15 protein-coding genes and 1 tRNA gene are annotated in these 15001 nt (G+C 69.0%); 7 read left to right on the top strand and 9 right to left on the bottom strand.

Annotated features, from left to right (window positions below; all coding sequences use genetic code 11):
* Nucleotides 1-93: 93 nt before the first annotated feature.
* Nucleotides 94-175: transfer RNA gene (locus tag C5E06_RS17000), tRNA-Tyr, on the bottom strand.
* 124 nt (nucleotides 176-299) lie between these two features.
* On the opposite strand from C5E06_RS17000, the gene C5E06_RS16995 reads away from it, so the two are divergent.
* Both C5E06_RS16995 and cls read left to right on the top strand, forming a co-directional pair.
* A complete protein-coding gene (locus C5E06_RS16995; protein ID WP_104307651.1) occupies nucleotides 300-788 on the top strand; it encodes a YajQ family cyclic di-GMP-binding protein in 489 nt (162 codons plus the stop codon).
* A 62-nt stretch (nucleotides 789-850) separates the two neighbouring features.
* Entirely contained in the window at nucleotides 851-2365 is a 1515-nt protein-coding gene (cls, locus tag C5E06_RS16990) for a cardiolipin synthase (RefSeq protein WP_104307650.1), read from the top strand.
* Nucleotides 2366-2626: 261 nt separating this feature from the next.
* On the opposite strand, the gene C5E06_RS16985 is transcribed toward cls, so the two are convergent.
* The 3 genes from C5E06_RS16985 to C5E06_RS16975 all read right to left on the bottom strand — a co-directional run bounded on the left by C5E06_RS16985 (nucleotide 2627) and on the right by C5E06_RS16975 (nucleotide 5972).
* Entirely contained in the window at nucleotides 2627-3991 is a 1365-nt protein-coding gene (locus tag C5E06_RS16985; protein ID WP_104307632.1) for an FAD-dependent oxidoreductase, read from the bottom strand.
* A 51-nt stretch (nucleotides 3992-4042) separates the two neighbouring features.
* Nucleotides 4043-5140 carry a polyprenyl synthetase family protein gene (locus C5E06_RS16980; RefSeq protein ID WP_104243415.1) on the bottom strand — a complete coding sequence of 366 codons (1098 nt, stop codon included), beginning with the start codon at nucleotides 5138-5140 and terminating at the stop codon, nucleotides 4043-4045.
* 103 nt (nucleotides 5141-5243) lie between these two features.
* Nucleotides 5244-5972 carry a class I SAM-dependent methyltransferase gene (locus tag C5E06_RS16975; protein ID WP_104243417.1) on the bottom strand — a complete coding sequence of 243 codons (729 nt, stop codon included), beginning with the start codon at nucleotides 5970-5972 and terminating at the stop codon, nucleotides 5244-5246.
* 75 nt (nucleotides 5973-6047) lie between these two features.
* Between C5E06_RS16975 and C5E06_RS16970 the strand changes: the two genes are divergently transcribed.
* Both C5E06_RS16970 and C5E06_RS16965 read left to right on the top strand, forming a co-directional pair.
* Nucleotides 6048-7349 carry an isochorismate synthase gene (locus C5E06_RS16970; RefSeq protein ID WP_308471439.1) on the top strand — a complete coding sequence of 434 codons (1302 nt, stop codon included), beginning with the start codon at nucleotides 6048-6050 and terminating at the stop codon, nucleotides 7347-7349.
* Nucleotides 7346-7879 carry an ASCH domain-containing protein gene (locus tag C5E06_RS16965; protein ID WP_258063380.1) on the top strand — a complete coding sequence of 178 codons (534 nt, stop codon included), beginning with the start codon at nucleotides 7346-7348 and terminating at the stop codon, nucleotides 7877-7879. Before C5E06_RS16970 ends, C5E06_RS16965 begins: the two co-directional genes overlap by 4 nt.
* A gap of 1 nt (nucleotide 7880) precedes the next feature.
* Here the strand turns inward: C5E06_RS16965 and C5E06_RS16960 are convergent, their stop codons facing one another.
* Nucleotides 7881-8732 carry a PPK2 family polyphosphate kinase gene (locus C5E06_RS16960; RefSeq protein ID WP_104307631.1) on the bottom strand — a complete coding sequence of 284 codons (852 nt, stop codon included), beginning with the start codon at nucleotides 8730-8732 and terminating at the stop codon, nucleotides 7881-7883.
* Nucleotides 8733-8827: 95 nt separating this feature from the next.
* Here C5E06_RS16960 and C5E06_RS16955 point away from each other — a divergent pair, with 95 nt between their 5' ends.
* Nucleotides 8828-9037, top strand: a complete 210-nt coding sequence (locus C5E06_RS16955) for an Rv0909 family putative TA system antitoxin (RefSeq protein WP_104243421.1) — start codon at nucleotides 8828-8830, stop codon at nucleotides 9035-9037.
* A 39-nt stretch (nucleotides 9038-9076) separates the two neighbouring features.
* On the opposite strand, the gene C5E06_RS16950 is transcribed toward C5E06_RS16955, so the two are convergent.
* From C5E06_RS16950 to C5E06_RS16940, 3 genes are all read right to left on the bottom strand, one after another.
* The gene (locus C5E06_RS16950) at nucleotides 9077-9562 is read right to left on the bottom strand and encodes an acyl-CoA thioesterase (RefSeq protein WP_104243423.1); all 486 of its coding nucleotides are present in this window, start codon (nucleotides 9560-9562) and stop codon (nucleotides 9077-9079) included.
* Nucleotides 9563-9620: 58 nt separating this feature from the next.
* Entirely contained in the window at nucleotides 9621-11381 is a 1761-nt protein-coding gene (menD, locus tag C5E06_RS16945; protein WP_104307630.1) for a 2-succinyl-5-enolpyruvyl-6-hydroxy-3-cyclohexene-1-carboxylic-acid synthase, read from the bottom strand.
* Between the two features lie 82 nt (nucleotides 11382-11463).
* Nucleotides 11464-12033 carry a PLDc N-terminal domain-containing protein gene (locus tag C5E06_RS16940; protein ID WP_104243427.1) on the bottom strand — a complete coding sequence of 190 codons (570 nt, stop codon included), beginning with the start codon at nucleotides 12031-12033 and terminating at the stop codon, nucleotides 11464-11466.
* A gap of 147 nt (nucleotides 12034-12180) precedes the next feature.
* Between C5E06_RS16940 and C5E06_RS16935 the strand changes: the two genes are divergently transcribed.
* A complete protein-coding gene (locus C5E06_RS16935; RefSeq protein ID WP_104307629.1) occupies nucleotides 12181-12609 on the top strand; it encodes a DUF4229 domain-containing protein in 429 nt (142 codons plus the stop codon).
* On the opposite strand, the gene C5E06_RS16930 is transcribed toward C5E06_RS16935, so the two are convergent.
* Nucleotides 12606-13586 (bottom strand): 1,4-dihydroxy-2-naphthoate polyprenyltransferase, encoded by a 981-nt coding sequence (locus C5E06_RS16930; RefSeq protein WP_104300487.1) that lies wholly within the window; start codon nucleotides 13584-13586, stop codon nucleotides 12606-12608. The two genes, C5E06_RS16935 and C5E06_RS16930, sit on opposite strands and share 4 nt — an antisense overlap.
* Nucleotides 13587-13742: 156 nt before the next feature.
* Between C5E06_RS16930 and C5E06_RS16925 the strand changes: the two genes are divergently transcribed.
* The gene (locus C5E06_RS16925) at nucleotides 13743-14999 is read left to right on the top strand and encodes an SGNH/GDSL hydrolase family protein (protein WP_104307628.1); all 1257 of its coding nucleotides are present in this window, start codon (nucleotides 13743-13745) and stop codon (nucleotides 14997-14999) included.
* Nucleotides 15000-15001: the final 2 nt, after the last annotated feature.

Here is a 15001-nt window from a genome sequence, read left to right as displayed (position 1 = left end):
GGATGGGGGCGGGGATGGGGATGGGGATGGGGATGATCCCGGAGACGCAAATGACGCGAGACATCTCGAAGATGTCTCGCGTCATGGTGTTCGTGGCGAGTGAGGGATTCGAACCCCCGAATGCTGAGCAGTCTGATTTACAGTCAGATCCCTTTGGCCGCTTGGGTAACTCGCCAGTGCACAGCGCGAAGCGCAAACGTGCAGGCTAGAGACTACCGACTTCCACCCGGTTTGTCGAAACGACCCGACGAACCGCCACGCTCGCGAGATTGTCGGCGGGCCTCGCTACCATGGACGGCATGGCAGATTCCTCGTTTGACGTCGTTAACAAGGTCGACAAGATGGAGGCGGACAACGCCGTCAACCAAGCGCAGAAGGAGCTCGAGACGCGCTACGACTTCAAGGGCGTCGGCGCCTCGGTCGATTGGTCTGGCGAGAAGCTCCTCCTCAAGGCCTCCAGTGAAGAGCGCGTGAAGGCGGTGCTCGATGTCCTGCAGACCAAGTTCATCAAGCGCGGCTTCTCGCTCAAGACGCTCGATGTCGGTGAGCCTTACGCCTCCGGCAAGGAGTACCGCATCGAGGCCTCCCTCAAGGAGGGCATCGACCAGCCGAGCGCGAAGAAGCTCACCAAGCTCATCCGCGACGAGGGCCCCAAGGGCGTCAAGGCGCAGATCCAGGGCGACGAGCTCCGCGTCTCCTCGAAGAGCCGCGACGACCTGCAGGCCACCATGGCACTGCTCAAGGCCGCCGACGTCGAGGTCGACCTCCAGTTCGTCAACCGCCGCTAGTGCCACCCGGGGTCGCAGGCGGCCGCGCCGGCTACGACCCGAGCACGGCCGTCGGGGCGCTCATGCCGTGGTACCCGGAACTCGGTCTGACCGGGTTCTGGTTCGGGCTCGTCGCCACCATCTACGTGCTCATCATCGTCACGGCAGTGGTGGTCATCCCCCGCAACCGACGGCCCACGACGGCGCTCGCCTGGATCATCACGATCGTCCTCATCCCCTACGCCGGGGTGATCCTGTTCTTCCTGTTCGGCACCAACCAGCTGCCGACGAGGCGGCGGCGAATGCAGGCGCAGGTCGACGGCATCATCCGCGATGCCACCGACCAGATCGCCCCGGCGGAGCGCGCCATCACGCACCCCTCCTGGTTCGAGCAGGTCACGAAGCTCGGTGAGCACCTCACCGCGATCCCCCTCGCCGACGGCAACCGCCTCGAGCTCCACGGCAGCTACAACCGCTCCATCAGGCGCATGGCTCGGGAGATCGACCAGGCGGAGAGCTACGTCAACGTGCTCTTCTACGCCATGAGCCACGACGACGCCACCGCCCCGTTCTTCGACGCCCTCGAACGCGCCGTGCAGCGCGGCGTGAAGGTGCGGGTGCTCTTCGACCACATCGGCTCCATGCGGTACCGGGGCTACAAGAAGATGAAGCAGCGCCTCACCGAGATCGGCGCCGACTGGCACCGCATGCTCTCGCTGTACCCGTGGGAGGGCGGCATGCAGCGCGTCGACCTGCGCAACCACCGCAAGCTCCTCGTCGTCGACGGACGTACCGCGTACCTCGGCTCGCAGAACCTCATCTCCCGCGACTACCACCGTGGCCCCAAGCCCGGCACCGACGCCCTCAGATGGAAAGACCTCATGCTCCGCATGGAGGGCCCCATGGTGACGGGGGTCAACGCCGTCTTCATCTCCGACTGGTACGCCGAGACGGAGGAGCTGCTGACCGATGTCTTCGAGAACGACCCCGTCACCCCCGAGCCCGACGAGGCGGAAGCAGAGATCGAAGCGGGCGACCAGGAAGACGTATTCCCCTGCCAGCTCGTGCCGAGCGGGCCAGGCTACGAGAACGAGAACAACCTCCGCCTCTTCAACCAGCTGCTCTACGCGGCCCGAGAGCGCATCGTCATCGTCAGCCCCTACTTCGTGCCGGACGACTCGCTCATGTACGCCATCACGACGGCCGTGCAGCGAGGGGTGAGCGTCGAGCTCTTCGTCGGCGAGATCGCCGACCAGTTCTTCGTCTTCCACGCGCAGCGCTCCTACTACGAGGCGCTCCTGAGGGCCGGAGTGAAGATCATGCTGTACCGGCGCCCGTACATCCTCCACTCGAAGCACATCACCTTCGACGACTCCGTCACGCTCATCGGCTCCAGCAACATGGACATGCGCTCCTTCACCCTCAACGCCGAGCTCATGCTCATGGTGCACGGCGAGGAGTTCGTGAACCGGATGCGCGAGGTCGAGAACGGGTACCGACAGCGCAGCTACGAGCTGCCCCTCGAGGAGTGGCGGCAGCGGCCGATCCTGACGCGCGCGCTCGACAACGTCGCCCGCCTGACGAGCGTCATCCAATAGGAACCCGCTCGAAGTCGCACTTCTCGATCGAGGCCACCCGGACGATCGAAAGTACCTTCAGCCGACGGCGAGCTCCCCCAGTTTCGCGCCGCGGTCAGAACGACCGATGCGACGCGGCTCAACCGCCGGCTGAAGTCTGTGCCCCGGACCATTCTCGGCCGGGAATTTCTTCCGCTCTCTGCGTGTACTCCGAGCGTACGAGGTGAACCGCCATTCCGCGATGGGGAGAACTCCCCTCCTCCTCAGATGGGGGTGGAACCCCTATTCGCCGCGGGAAATGCGCGTCATCTCCTCGCGGTCCACGACCTTGATCCGCTCGCGACCAGCCGCCTCGCCGAGCGCGAGCTCGTGTGCATCCAGACGACGCCAGCCCTCGAGGTCAGTGAACCGCACATCACGTGACTCGAGGAGCTCGACTACGGAGGTTTCGCTCGGGTCGGCCGGAGTCCACCAGTTGCCCTGGTCGGCGACGAGGTGCGTGACGGTCTCGAGCGCATCCGACTTGGTGTGCCCGATGAGGCCGATGGGGCCGCGCTTGATCCACCCGGTCGCGTACATGCCGTTGACCTGCTGGTTGTCGTCGTCCCACACCTGCCCCTCATGGTTCGGGATGACGCCGTGGTGCTCGTCGAAGGGAACCCCGGGAAGCGGCGAGCCGAAGTACCCGATGGCCCGGTAGACGGCCTGCACCGGGTGCTCGATGAACTCCCCAGTGCCCCGCACGCCACCCTCGGCGTCGGGCTCCGTGCGCTCGATGCGGATCGCGCGCACACGCTCGCCATCTGGCCCATCCTCGGTGAGCACCGCATCCGGCTTCGAGTAGAAGTGAAGGTGCAGGCGCCGCGATGCGGTGAGCTCGCGCTCGCCCCGCCACTTGCCCATGATCCGGCCGATGACCATGAGCTGCTTGTTGGTCTTGGCGAGCTCGGCCGCGGCTGGGTCGCGATCGAAGTCGTCCTCGTCGACGATGATGTCGACGTCAGGGATCTCCCCGAGCTCGCGCAGCTCCAGGGGCGTGAACTTCACCTGCGCGGGCCCTCGACGCCCGAACACGTGCACATCGGTCACGGGGCTCGCCTCGAGCCCGTCGACGACGTTCTGCGGCACCTCGGTGGACAGGAGGTCCTTGGGGTGCTTCGCGAGCATGCGGGCCACGTCGAGCGCGACGTTGCCGTTCCCGATGACGGCGATCTCCCGCGCCTCGAGCGGCCAGGTGCGCGGCACGTCGGGGTGCCCGTCGTACCAGTTCACGAAGTCGGCTGCCCCGAAGCTGCCGTGGGCGTCGATGCCGGGAATGTCGAGGGAGGCGTCGCGGATGGCCCCGGTCGAGAAGATCACCGCGTGGTAGTGCTGCTTGAGGTCGTCGAGCGTGATGTCCTTGCCGAACTCGACCCCACCGAAGACCCGCATGACACCCGACTCGAGCACCTCGCGGAGGGCGTTGATGATCCCCTTGATGCGGGGGTGGTCAGGGGCCACGCCGTACCGGACGAGCCCGTACGGCGCCGGCAGCTTGTCGAACAGGTCGATCGAGAGATCGAACTGCCGCTCCATCTTCTGCAGGATGTCTGCCGCGTAGATACCGGCTGGTCCTGCGCCGACGATGGCAAGGCGGAGCGTGGTCACATGTCCTCCAGAGAAGGGGTCAGGGGGTGAGCTGTCTCGCGAACAGCTCGGTCAGCGGTCGCGGCTGACGACCTCCGCGGCGAAGCGCTCCAGGGCGTTCTTCGCGGGGCCGGCCTTGACTGGCCGCAGCGCCTCGACGGCGAGCGTCACCCAGTTCTGGGCCTCGTCGACCGTCAGCTGCGTCACGCGGTGCTCGCGGAGCTCGCGGATGATGCCCGAGATCTCCTCCTCGCTCGCGCGAGTCTCCTCGGGCTGCTCGTTGACGCCGGCGACCCTGGACCGGATGCGTTCCAGCAGGTCGCGGCTCGCCTCGTCGGTCGCGGCCTGGCGCTCGAGCAGCAGCACGGGCAGCGTCTCGACGCCGGCTCGCAGATCCGTGCCGGCCAGCTTCCCTGTCGCGTCCGGGTTCTGCTGCAGGTCGATGACGTCGTCGGCGAGCTGGAAGGCGACGCCGACGCGCTCACCGTACTCGGCGAGCGCCGAGACGACGGACTCCGGTGCGCCGGACACGATCGCGCCGAACTGGGCTGCAGCGGAGATGAGGGAGCCGGTCTTGTCCGCGAGGACCCCGACGTAGTGGTCGATACGGTCCACATCCGCGGCCGGCCCTGTCGTCTCGCGCATCTGGCCGAGCACGAGCCGCTCGAAGATCGTCGCCTGCAGGCGAACAGCGCGCAGGCCGAGCTCCGAGAAGAGGAGGCTCGAGCGGGCGAACAGCAGGTCACCGGCGAGGATCGCGATGGAGTTGCCCCACTGCAGGTGCGCTGCGGCGACGCCTCGACGCAGCTCCGCCTCGTCCATGACGTCGTCGTGGTACAGCGAGGCGAGGTGGGTGAGCTCGACCGCGGCAGCCGCGGTGATGACCTCGTCCGAACCGGGGGTGTCGCCGAACTGCGAGGCGAGCACGGTGAGCATGGGGCGCAGGCGCTTGCCGCCGGCGTTGAGGAGGTATCGGGCGGTGACGTCGGCGATCTCGTCGGCGTACTGGACTTCGTCGCGGAGGCGGGTCTCGACCGCGGCCAATCCGGCGTCGAGGCGCTCGCGCAGCACGTCGGAGTTCGGACCGTCGAAGAGGTCGTCGGTTCCGCCCGGCACCACAGTGCTTCGCGCCTTCCGGCGCTGTTCGGTCTTGGGGAGCTCCACGCTCATGTCTCCTGGTGGTTCAGGTTCTCCGCTCGAGGGGGTGCCCTCGGGCGGACTTGGTTGGGGGTTCAGGCCGGCGCCCTGCCGGTGCCTGCTGGCTTGCTGCTCCCTAGCTCGGGACGCTGCCGGAGTCGGCGAGCGGGACGAATCCCTTGTGCAGGGCGACCACACCGGCGGTGAGGTTGCGGTACTTGACCCGCTCGAAGCCCGCCTCGCGCAGCCAGGACGCCAGCTCACGCTGTGCGGGCCAGGCGATGATCGACTCGTTCAGGTAGGTGTACGCCTCGGGGTCGCTGCTCACGAGCTTCACGATGGTCGGCATCGCGATCTGCATGTACGCGCGGTATCCCGTGCGGATGAGGGCCTGCGGCGGCGTGGAGAACTCGGCGATGACGAGGCGCCCGCCCGGCTTCGTGACGCGCAGCATCTCCTGGAGCGCGACCTTCGGCTGCTGCACGTTGCGCAGGCCGAAGCTCACCGTCGACGCGTCGAAGGTGTTGTCGTCGAAGGGAAGCTTGGTGGCGTCGCCCTGCACGAAGTCGATGTTCGGGTTCGCGCCGTGGATGCGCTTGCCCTCCTCGATCATGCCCGCGGAGAAGTCGAGGGCGGTGACCTTGGCGCCCGCGTCGGCGAGGACCTTGCTGACCGTGCCCGTCCCCGCTGCGACGTCGAGGATCTTCTCGCCGGGCTGCGGGGCGATGGCGTGCCGCGTCTGCACGCGCCAACGCGCTGCGTTGCCCATGCTCAAGATGTCGTTCGTCTCGTCGTATTTCTTGGAAACACGGTCGAACATCGACGACACTTGCTCGGGTCGCTTGTTCAGGTCGGCTTTTGTCACCAGATCATCCTACGTTGCGGCGCACGTCTCGCCCTGGCCGTGTTCCAGTGGATTGCTGGGGATAGTCTTGCCGTCGTGCCAGCTGTGATCCTCCCCCGCCTGCGCGCACGGACGATCGAGGTCCCCGATCCGGGCGATCTCCTCCGTTTCGCGTCGTCGACCTCCCCCCTCGTGTGGCTTCGTCAGGGCGATGGAGTCGTCGCGACGGGGAGCGCGTGGCGCGGCGAGTTCACAGGTGCGACGCGAATCCCGGACTCCGCCGCCGCCTGGCGGGACGTCGTCGGGGCGGCCGAGATCGACGATGTCGCCCAGGTGACGGGCTCTGGCCTCATCGCGTTCGGCGCGTTCGCGTTCGCCGCCGAGTCGGGGGCGCGCAGCGTCCTCGAGGTTCCCGAGCTCGTCGTGGGGCGTCGAGGTGCGCGGTGCTTCGTGACGGCGATCACCGCCGACGGCTCGACTCCGGAGCCGCGCCTCCCCGACGCTGCACCTCTCGGCGACATCGACGCCGCGGCGACGCTCACGGACGGCCTGATGTCCGGCGACGAGCACCGGCGCGCCATCGACCGAGCCCTCGACCTCATCCACACCGGTCACCTCTCGAAGGTCGTGCTGGCGCGCGAGCAGCGCGGCTCCCTCCCGGAGGGCGCCGACCGCCGCCGCCTGCTCGCGAGGCTCGCCTCCGCGTATCCGGAGTGCTGGACCTACGCCGTCGACGGACTCACGGGCACGAGCCCGGAGACGCTCGTGCGTGTGCTCGAGCGGCAGGTCTCGGCGCGGGTGCTCGCCGGCACGGCACCCCGCGGCAGCGACGAGGAAGCAGACGCGCGGGCCGAGGCGAGGCTGCGGCACAGCGAGAAGAACCTGGCAGAGCACCGCTTCGCCGTCGAGAGCGCGCTCACCTCGCTCGCGACCCTCGACACGCACGACGACCCGGGCACGGGCCTGACCAGCAGCCGCGTCCCCTTCACTCTCAAGCTCCCGAACCTGTGGCATCTCGCGAGCGATATCCGCGGCACCCTGCCTGCGGGAGTGACGGTGCTCGATCTCGTGGATGCGCTCCACCCGACGGCGGCCGTCGGCGGCACCCCGACACCCACGGCCCTTGACGCGATCCTCGCCCTCGAGCCGTTCGACCGACAGCGCTATGCCGGCCCAGTGGGCTGGGTGGGCGCTGGCGGGGACGGCGAGTGGGCCGTCGCCCTGCGCGGTGCCGAGATCGACGCGAACGGGTCGATCACGGCGTACGCGGGCGGCGGCATCGTGGCGTCCTCGGACGCCTCGGACGAGTACCGGGAGACGCAGCTGAAGTTCCGCCCCATCGTGGAAGCGCTCCGCGGCGACAGCACCGGCGGGCCGGACGAAGAGGACTCGCGATGACAGAGGCACCCAACAGCAACGCGGCCCTCGGCCGCACGGAGCTCCCTGAACTCGACCGCGCCGCGGCCGCCGCGATGTGGGACGCCTACCGCGCCGCCAACCCCGGTGCCGCCGCCGCCGCGCCCGAGTACTCGGTCGAGAACTTCGGCGACAGCGTCGAGCTCGCCGATGAGCTGCTTGCGCTGGTGACGCACGGACCGAAGCGCGCTACCGCCGCGCTCGTCGAGGAGTTCGCCGAGGAGGGCGAGCTGCTGCCCCGCATCGGATCGCACTGGATCGCGTGCGATGGCCGAGGCAGGCCCGTCGTCGTCATCCGCAGCACGGAGCTGCGCGTCGGCCCCTTCGACAGCGTCGACGAGGCCTTCGCCTACGACGAGGGCGAAGACGACCGGAGCCTCGAGAGCTGGCGCCGGGAGCACCAGCGCTACTGGGAACGCACCCGGGCCGCGGTCGGTCGCGAGTTCACGCCGCAGCACGAGGTCGTCTTCGAGCGGTTCGGCGTCGTCTGGCCGCCCGAGCTCGCAGACTGAGCTACGCGCTCTCGGCGAGACGCCGCTTCTCGGCCTCGACGTCGAAATCAGCGGCGGGCCACTGCAGGTCGAAGCCACGCAGCGCATCGAGCAGCAGGCCCTTCACCACGAGGCGGGAGAACCACTTGCGATCGGCGGGCACGCAGTACCAGGGCGAGGTCTCCGTCGATGTGCGCTGCAACGCGATCTCGTAGGCCTCCTGGTACTGGTCCCAGAGCAGGCGCTCGTCGATGTCTCCCGGGTTGAACTTCCAGTGCTTGTCCGGGCGCTCGAGCCGTTCCGCGAGGCGCGCGCCCTGCTCTTGTTTCGAGATGTGCAGCATGACCTTGATGAGCTTCGTTCCGGATGCGGCGAGCTCGTTCTCGAAGTCGACGATGGCACCGTAGCGGCGCTCGATCTCCTCCGGCGGCGCGAATGAGCGGACCCGCTGGATGAGCACGTCCTCGTAGTGGGAGCGGTCGAAGACGCCGATCTTGCCGGCGGCGGGCAGCTGCTTGCGGACGCGCACGAGGAAGTCCTGCTCGCGTTCCTCGGCCGTCGGCGCCTTGAATGAGGCGATCTGCACGCCCTGCGGGTCGACGCCCCCGATGACGTGACGCACGATTCCGCCCTTGCCGGACGTGTCCATGCCCTGCAGGAGCAGCAGCACGGACGGCGCCTCGAGACCCGCCCGCGAGTTCGCGAACATGCACTCCTGCAGCTCCGCGATCTCGTCGTCGTGCTCGGTGAACAGGGTTGCGGCGTCGGCTTTCTTGCCGGTGAATCCAGGGGTCGAGCGGGGGTCGAGCGCACCCAGATCGAAGTTCTCATCGACGCGCAGCACTGCAGCGTCTTCGGTGGTGAAGTGAGGCATGAGGACAGGCTAACGCCACCCGCCGACGCTATGCTCTGCTCGCGCGAACAGCTTTCGCGACGGAGCGGAAGCGGCGCCCAGCAGAGGAGAAGCACATGGGCATCGAGAACATCACCGGCAAGGCGCAGGAGTTCCTCAAGGACCCGCGAGTCACCGAGGCGCTCAAGAGCGAGAAGGCCGAGGACATCAGCGACAAGATCCTCGACGGCGTCGCGAACGCCGCCCAGAAGGCGACCGGCGACAAGTTCACCGATCAGATCAAGGGTGCACGCGACGCGGCGGACAAGCAGGTCGGCAACCAGTAGCCCGATGCCGCAGCGCCGCCGCCGCTCGGAGCGGCGGCGCTACTCCCCGACGCGGGGAACGGCGATCGTGCCGGTCTGCGGATGCGTGGTCGGCATCCGGTCGCGCGCGTACGTGATGCTCGAGTACCCGTGCGGCACGGGGTGCCCGTCATCGCCGAGGCTCACGAACACGATCTTCTCGATCGAGAGGATCGTGCGCCGTGTGATCATGTTGCGCACGACGGCGCGCATCGTCATCGACGTGCGACCGAAGTGCGTCGCCACGAGCCCCATCTCGATGAGGTCGCCCTGCTGCGCGGACGCCTCGAAGTTGATCTCCGAGATGTACTTGGTGACGCAGCGGTAGTTGCCGAGCTGGATGATCGCGTAGATCGCGGCCTCTTCGTCGATCCACCGCAGCAGGCTCCCGCCGAAGAGGGTGCCGTTCGCGTTCAGGTCCTCCGGTCGCACCCACTTGCGGGTGTGGAAGTTCATGTCTCCCTCGGCGGCGGCGCGCGTCTCGGGGTTGGGGGATGTAGGGGCCATCGTTCCTCCGCTGCTCAGGCCGGACAGTGCACGGCAAGCATATGTCCTGACATTTTGCTCAGCCTCGCTGCAGAGGCACCTCGATGAGGACGCGCGCGTGCTCCCGAGAGACGAGCGCGCGCTCCAGCTCGGCGCGCGTCTCGACGCGCAGGTAGCTCCAGCCGTAGGCCCTCGCGAGCGACTCGAGGTCGACCGCGGTCGGCGTGTACAGCACCCGTGCGTGCGCGGCGGAGGCGGCCGTGCGAGCCACCTCGAGATCATCGAAGATCGTGCCCCCACCGTCGTTGCCGACGATGAGCTGCACGCGGGGCGACCACTCGCCACCCTGTCCGACGAGCAGCGAAGAGGCGTCGTGGAGGAAGGTGAGGTCGCCGATGAGCGCACGCGTCACACCACCCTGGGCTGAGACGGGGCCGGCGAGCTGGCTGCCGACGGCGACGCCGAGCGTCGTCGCGACGGTGCCGTCGATGCCAGCGAGTCCCCGATTCGAGTGCACTCGCACGGGCTTGCCCGGCACGTGAGCATCGAGCACCCTGATGAGGGTGGATGCGCCGAGCACAAGCCGGTCGTGGGGCCAGGTGGCGCTCCAGACGGCCTCGACCAGCATCCGCCTGTCGACCTTCATGCGCGCGACGGCGAGTTCCTGCCTGGCGAATCGGCTGCGAACGGCCTTGTCGCTCGATCTCGACGCCTCGATGTCTGGCGCTGGCGGCTGCTCCGCTGAGGCCGTGACGATCTCCCGACTCGCGAGCACCCACTCGCGCAGCCAGGAGCGCGACTCGGCCCGGGACTCGGCGTCGCCAGCGGAGACGGGATGCACGCGCACGGCCTCGACGTGCGCAGCGACGGCACGGCCGGGGTTGTATGGCTCGCCGCCCGTCGAGCCGACGACGACGGCGTGCACTCCCTCGCGGGCGATGAGCTGGGGAATCTCGCGGCTGAGCGTCGGATGCCCGAACACGAGGACCCGCGTGACAGCATCCCGGAGATCCGGCCGAGGGGAGCTCGCGCCGAGGAGCTGTCGGTACGCGAGCACGAGGTTGCGGCCGTAGCGCGAGCCGCTCGACGCCTCGGCGATGAGCGGCCAGCCGCCGGCGTGGGCGACCTCCTCGGCCACCGGGCCGGCGCCAGCCCCGGCGATGACCAGCGTGCGCTGCCACTCGGCGGCGTCGACGTCGAGGACGTCATCCGCATCGCTGGCCTGGCTGACCTCGGCGACGCGGTCGCCGCCGGGAACTTCGCCCGGGTCGACGCCCTCGGCCCAGGCTTCGAGCGATGGGACGGCGACGCTCAGCGGGTCGCGGAAGGCGAGGTTCAGCTGCAGCGGTCCGGTCGTGGATGCGGCGCGCAGCGCGAGGCGCTCGGCCTCCGCCGACTCCGCGGGTGCACCCGTCGGCGCATCCACCGCCTCGTGCACGATGTTGGGCCCGAAGATCCCGGGCTGCGTCGTGGCCTGGTTCGCCCCGATGCCGAGCAGCTCCTCCGGCCGGTCGGCGGTGACCGCGACCAGGGGGACCCCGGCGTGGAACGCCTCGAGCATTGCGGGGAGCAGGTTGGCGACGGCGGTCCCCGAGGTGGTGATGACGGGCACCGTGCGGGCGGTCTCAGCGGCCAGACCGAGGGCGAAGAAGCCGGCCGAGCGCTCGTCGATGCGCACGTGCAGGCGAACGGCGCCGATTCGCTCGAGCTCGGCCGCCACGAGGGCGAGGGCCTGCGAGCGCGAGCCGGGGCAGACGACCAGATCGGTGACGCCGAAGCGCACGAGGGAGCCCAGGAAGTCCAGGCTGAAGTCGACCGCCGGGTTGCCGGTGCGCGGCATGCTCGCCCCGGGTGCAGGCGCACGCGACTCAGCGCCCACTGTGGGGCGCTGGGAGTTGGAGGCTTCGGTGTGGGTGTGCCGCTCAGGCACGGGGCGACCCGTCGCCCTGAGTCCAGTCGTCTTTATGCTCGATGGGCTCTTCGTGCTCGCCGGGCTCGTCGTCGTTGGCTGCCGGCTTCTCGTGGCCCTTGCGGGACTTCTTGCCGCCAGACTCTGGCTTCGTGGACTTGTCCGACTTCTCGCCGGAGGACGCCTCGTCGTTCGCGTCCTCGAGGGCCGTCGCAACGCCACCCTCCGAGACCGGGCCAGTGGGGGCCGCGGCCGGGAAGTCGACGTCGTCGAGAGCCTGCAGCTCCTCCTCGAGCTTGCGGATGCGCTCATCGCTGTCGGACTCGATGCCGATCGAGCGCAGGAACGTCTCGTCGTCGTCCGGGGTGGTCTGCACCGGCTTCGCGGCTGCCGCGTTGCCGCGGACCTTGCCGAAGAAGAGCCAGAGGAGCGGACCGACGACGGGGACCAGCAGCACGACCACGACCCAGACGGGCTTCGGGAGTGCGCGCGTGCGCTTTGCGTCCGTCATCGCGCAATCGACCACGGCGAAGATCGTCACCGCGACGACGATGACTGCGGCAGTAATGAGGAGGCGAGACATGGTCCCCCGAGGATACGCGACTTGCCTCCGCCCGAGCTGGTGATGCCTTCGCCCTCCGCGAACCGTGCTCGGCGCGAGTACGGGGCGGACACCGGGCGTTCAGGGAGTCGGTGAGGCGCGCATCCGCCTCGCTCGTAGAATTGCGGGATGAACTCGAAGCGCGCCTGGCTCGTCTACTCCGTCATCAGACTGCTCGCGTTCGCGATCCCGTTCGCGGTTGTCATGCTGGCCCTGCCTGCCTGGCAGTGGAGCTGGCTCGCGGGAGCTCTTGTCGGTGCCATCATCAGCGCCTGCATCTCGGTGATCTTCCTGCGCGGCACCCGCCAGAAGATGGGCGACGACCTGCAGCGCCTCAGCGAGCGCAAGGACGCGCGCACCGCTGACGACAAGCTCGAGGACGCGGCCCTCGACGGCGAAGCGGGCCCCACTTCGACCGCCGCTGCCAGGCCAGACGTCGACGCAGCTCCAGACGCAGACGCAGACGCAGACGAGCTCACCGCACCCGAGCAGGCGGACGCCTCAGCTCACGCCGACGAGCCGGACGCTCCCGAGAGCACCCGACCGAGCGTCGGCTAGCGCACGTACCCGCTGAAGACGATGCCGAGGCCGAGCAGCAGGGCGTAGGCCAGCGTCGCGAAGCTCGTCAGCATCAGGGCGAGGATGAGCTCGCGCGGCTTGCGGGCCGTCGACGCGATGAGCACGGCCGGGGCCGCCAGCAGCAGGGCGAAGAAGGTGAAGACCGCGTTGCGGTACGCGATGGCGAAGAAGATCGCGAGGACAAACGGTGCAAGCGTGAAGACGCCGAACAGCCACCGCGACACGACCGGACCGACGAGCACGGCAAGCGTGCGCTTGCTCGCGAGACGGTCCTGCTCGATATCGCGGATGTTGTTGACCATGAGCACCGCGCACGCGAAGAGGCCGATCGCCGTCGCCATGATCCACACGTTCGTGGAGACGCTCCCGATCTGCACGAACGTCGTGCCCGCGGTCGCCACGAGACCGAAGAAGACGAACACGAACACCTCGCCGAGGCCCGCGTAGCCGTACGGACGCTTGCCGCCCGTGTAGTACCAGGCGGCGACGATCGCGGCGGCGCCGACGGCGAGCAGCCACCAGTGCCCCGAGGTCACCACCAGGAAGAGGCCGGCGAGGGCGCCGAGGCCGAAGAAGATGAACGCGACGAGCCTCACGCGCTTCGGCTCGACCAGGCCGGAGCCGGTGAGCCTGGCGGGGCCGACCCGGAACGCGTCGGTGCCGCGGATGCCGTCGGAGTAGTCGTTGGCGTAGTTCACGCCGATCTGCAGGCACAGCGCAACCGCAAGGCAGGCGAGGGCGCGGACCCAGTGGTACTGGCCGGGCTCGCCGTCGACGATGGCACCGGCCGTGCCGAGCAGCACCGGAGCGATCGCCAGCGGGAGCGTCCGCAGACGTGCACCCGCGATCCAGGCGCGCGCATCCAGCTTGCGCACCTCCCTCGCCTTCGGCCGTGGCCGCTGCGTGGGGTTCGCCTGCTGCTGCTTCCGCTGTCTGTTCTTCTGTTTCTGCGCCACGGAGCGATTCTAGAGGGCGGTGCAGACCCGCATCCCTGCGACGACGGCTGGCGCACCCCAGAAGCGAGCTCCTCAGCCCGTTCCCCGGTCAGCATCACGGTGGCACTATGAGACCACCACCCCCGTCCCGATCGACATCCGCTCGACAGGAGAACCATGACTGCCCGATCACGCGTGCGCGCGGCCGCCATCAGCGCTGCGGCCGCAGGCATCGTGCTGCTCGCCGCTCCCGGCGCCCTCGCGACGCCCCTCGGCGATCCGGCGGTGAACGGAGGCACCCCGGCGCGCGCGTACGTTGCGCTGGGCGACTCGTACTCCTCGGGCTTCGGGCTCGTGCCGTTCAGCGAGGAGCCCGCCCCTGGCTGCTTCCAGGCACTCGCGAACTACCCGCACCGCATCGCCGACTCGCTCGGCCTGGCCCTCGACGACCGCACGTGCAGCGGCGCCGTCACCGCCGACATCCGCGATGCCGAGCAGGTCACCGCGTCCGGCGCGAGCGCACCGGTGCAGTCGGCGAGCCTCTCCGCAACGACCGAGATCGTCACCCTGTCGATCGGCGGCAACGACCTCGAGTTCTCGGATATCGCCGCTTCCTGCGTCGCCGCGAGCTCCCTCGGCCCCCTCGTCGCCGACCAGACCGTCCCCAACTGCCGATCGCAGTACGTCGTCGACGGAGGGGGTGTCGAGGTCGACGCCCTGAAGGACCGCATCGACACGCTCATCGCCCCCGCGCTGGCCTCGACGTTCGCCCTCATCGCCGAGAAGGCTCCGAACGCCGACATCGTCGTCGTCGGATACCCCGCCATCACACCCGACCCCACGAACACTCCGGTCGGTGGATGCTTCTCCCCCGCCTTCACCTCGGCGGGCTACCCGGAGAACTCCTTCCCGTTCACCGACGTCGACACCGCGTACCTGCACGAGACGGAAGTCCACCTCGACGAGGCCATACAGACGGCGGCCGAGGCGAGCGGCGCCACCTTCATCTCCACATTGAAGGCGACTTCCGCGCACTCCGCATGCTCGACCACGGAGCCCTACATGAGCGGTATCACGCTGGAACCCGGTGAGGGAGGATCGACCACGCCAGGCGCATCTCTCAAGCTCGGCGCGCTCCACCCCAACGAGGCGGGCGTCGCCTACCTCGCCGAGACCGTCGGGGCGGAGCTGCAGGCGCTCCTCGAGCCGGGCACGCCCGAGACGCCGACGCCGACGCCCACGCCGACAGCGACCGCGACAGCGACCGCCACCGAGCAGCCGACGGCCACAGCCGCGACCACGGCCACACCCGCAGCACCATTCGTCATCGCCGGCGTGCTGGTCCTCGTCGGAGCCGGCATCGCCACGACGATCATCCTCCGGCGCCGCTCGGCCGCAGCCAGACGCCCACCGGAGCACGACCCCGAGGCCTGACA

This window comes from Pseudoclavibacter sp. RFBI5 (genome assembly GCF_002931395.1).
Taxonomy (GTDB): Bacteria; Actinomycetota; Actinomycetes; order Actinomycetales; family Microbacteriaceae; genus Pseudoclavibacter.
The sequence above is the reverse complement of the archived record's forward strand: the minus strand, read 5'-3'. Positions and strand labels throughout refer to the sequence as shown.

Coding starts and splice junctions, on each gene's coding strand:
- C5E06_RS16925 (WP_104307628.1), top strand. CDS start 13,743: ATGACTGCCCGATCACGCGTGCGCGCGGCCGCCATCAGCGCTGCGGCC.
- C5E06_RS16955 (WP_104243421.1), top strand. CDS start 8,828: ATGGGCATCGAGAACATCACCGGCAAGGCGCAGGAGTTCCTCAAGGAC.
- C5E06_RS16940 (WP_104243427.1), bottom strand. CDS start 12,033: ATGTCTCGCCTCCTCATTACTGCCGCAGTCATCGTCGTCGCGGTGACG.
- C5E06_RS16965 (WP_258063380.1), top strand. CDS start 7,346: ATGACAGAGGCACCCAACAGCAACGCGGCCCTCGGCCGCACGGAGCTC.
- C5E06_RS16935 (WP_104307629.1), top strand. CDS start 12,181: ATGAACTCGAAGCGCGCCTGGCTCGTCTACTCCGTCATCAGACTGCTC.
- C5E06_RS16995 (WP_104307651.1), top strand. CDS start 300: ATGGCAGATTCCTCGTTTGACGTCGTTAACAAGGTCGACAAGATGGAG.
- cls (WP_104307650.1), top strand. CDS start 851: ATGCCGTGGTACCCGGAACTCGGTCTGACCGGGTTCTGGTTCGGGCTC.
- C5E06_RS16950 (WP_104243423.1), bottom strand. CDS start 9,562: ATGGCCCCTACATCCCCCAACCCCGAGACGCGCGCCGCCGCCGAGGGA.
- C5E06_RS16980 (WP_104243415.1), bottom strand. CDS start 5,140: ATGAGCGTGGAGCTCCCCAAGACCGAACAGCGCCGGAAGGCGCGAAGC.
- menD (WP_104307630.1), bottom strand. CDS start 11,381: ATGCCGCGCACCGGCAACCCGGCGGTCGACTTCAGCCTGGACTTCCTG.
- C5E06_RS16960 (WP_104307631.1), bottom strand. CDS start 8,732: ATGCCTCACTTCACCACCGAAGACGCTGCAGTGCTGCGCGTCGATGAG.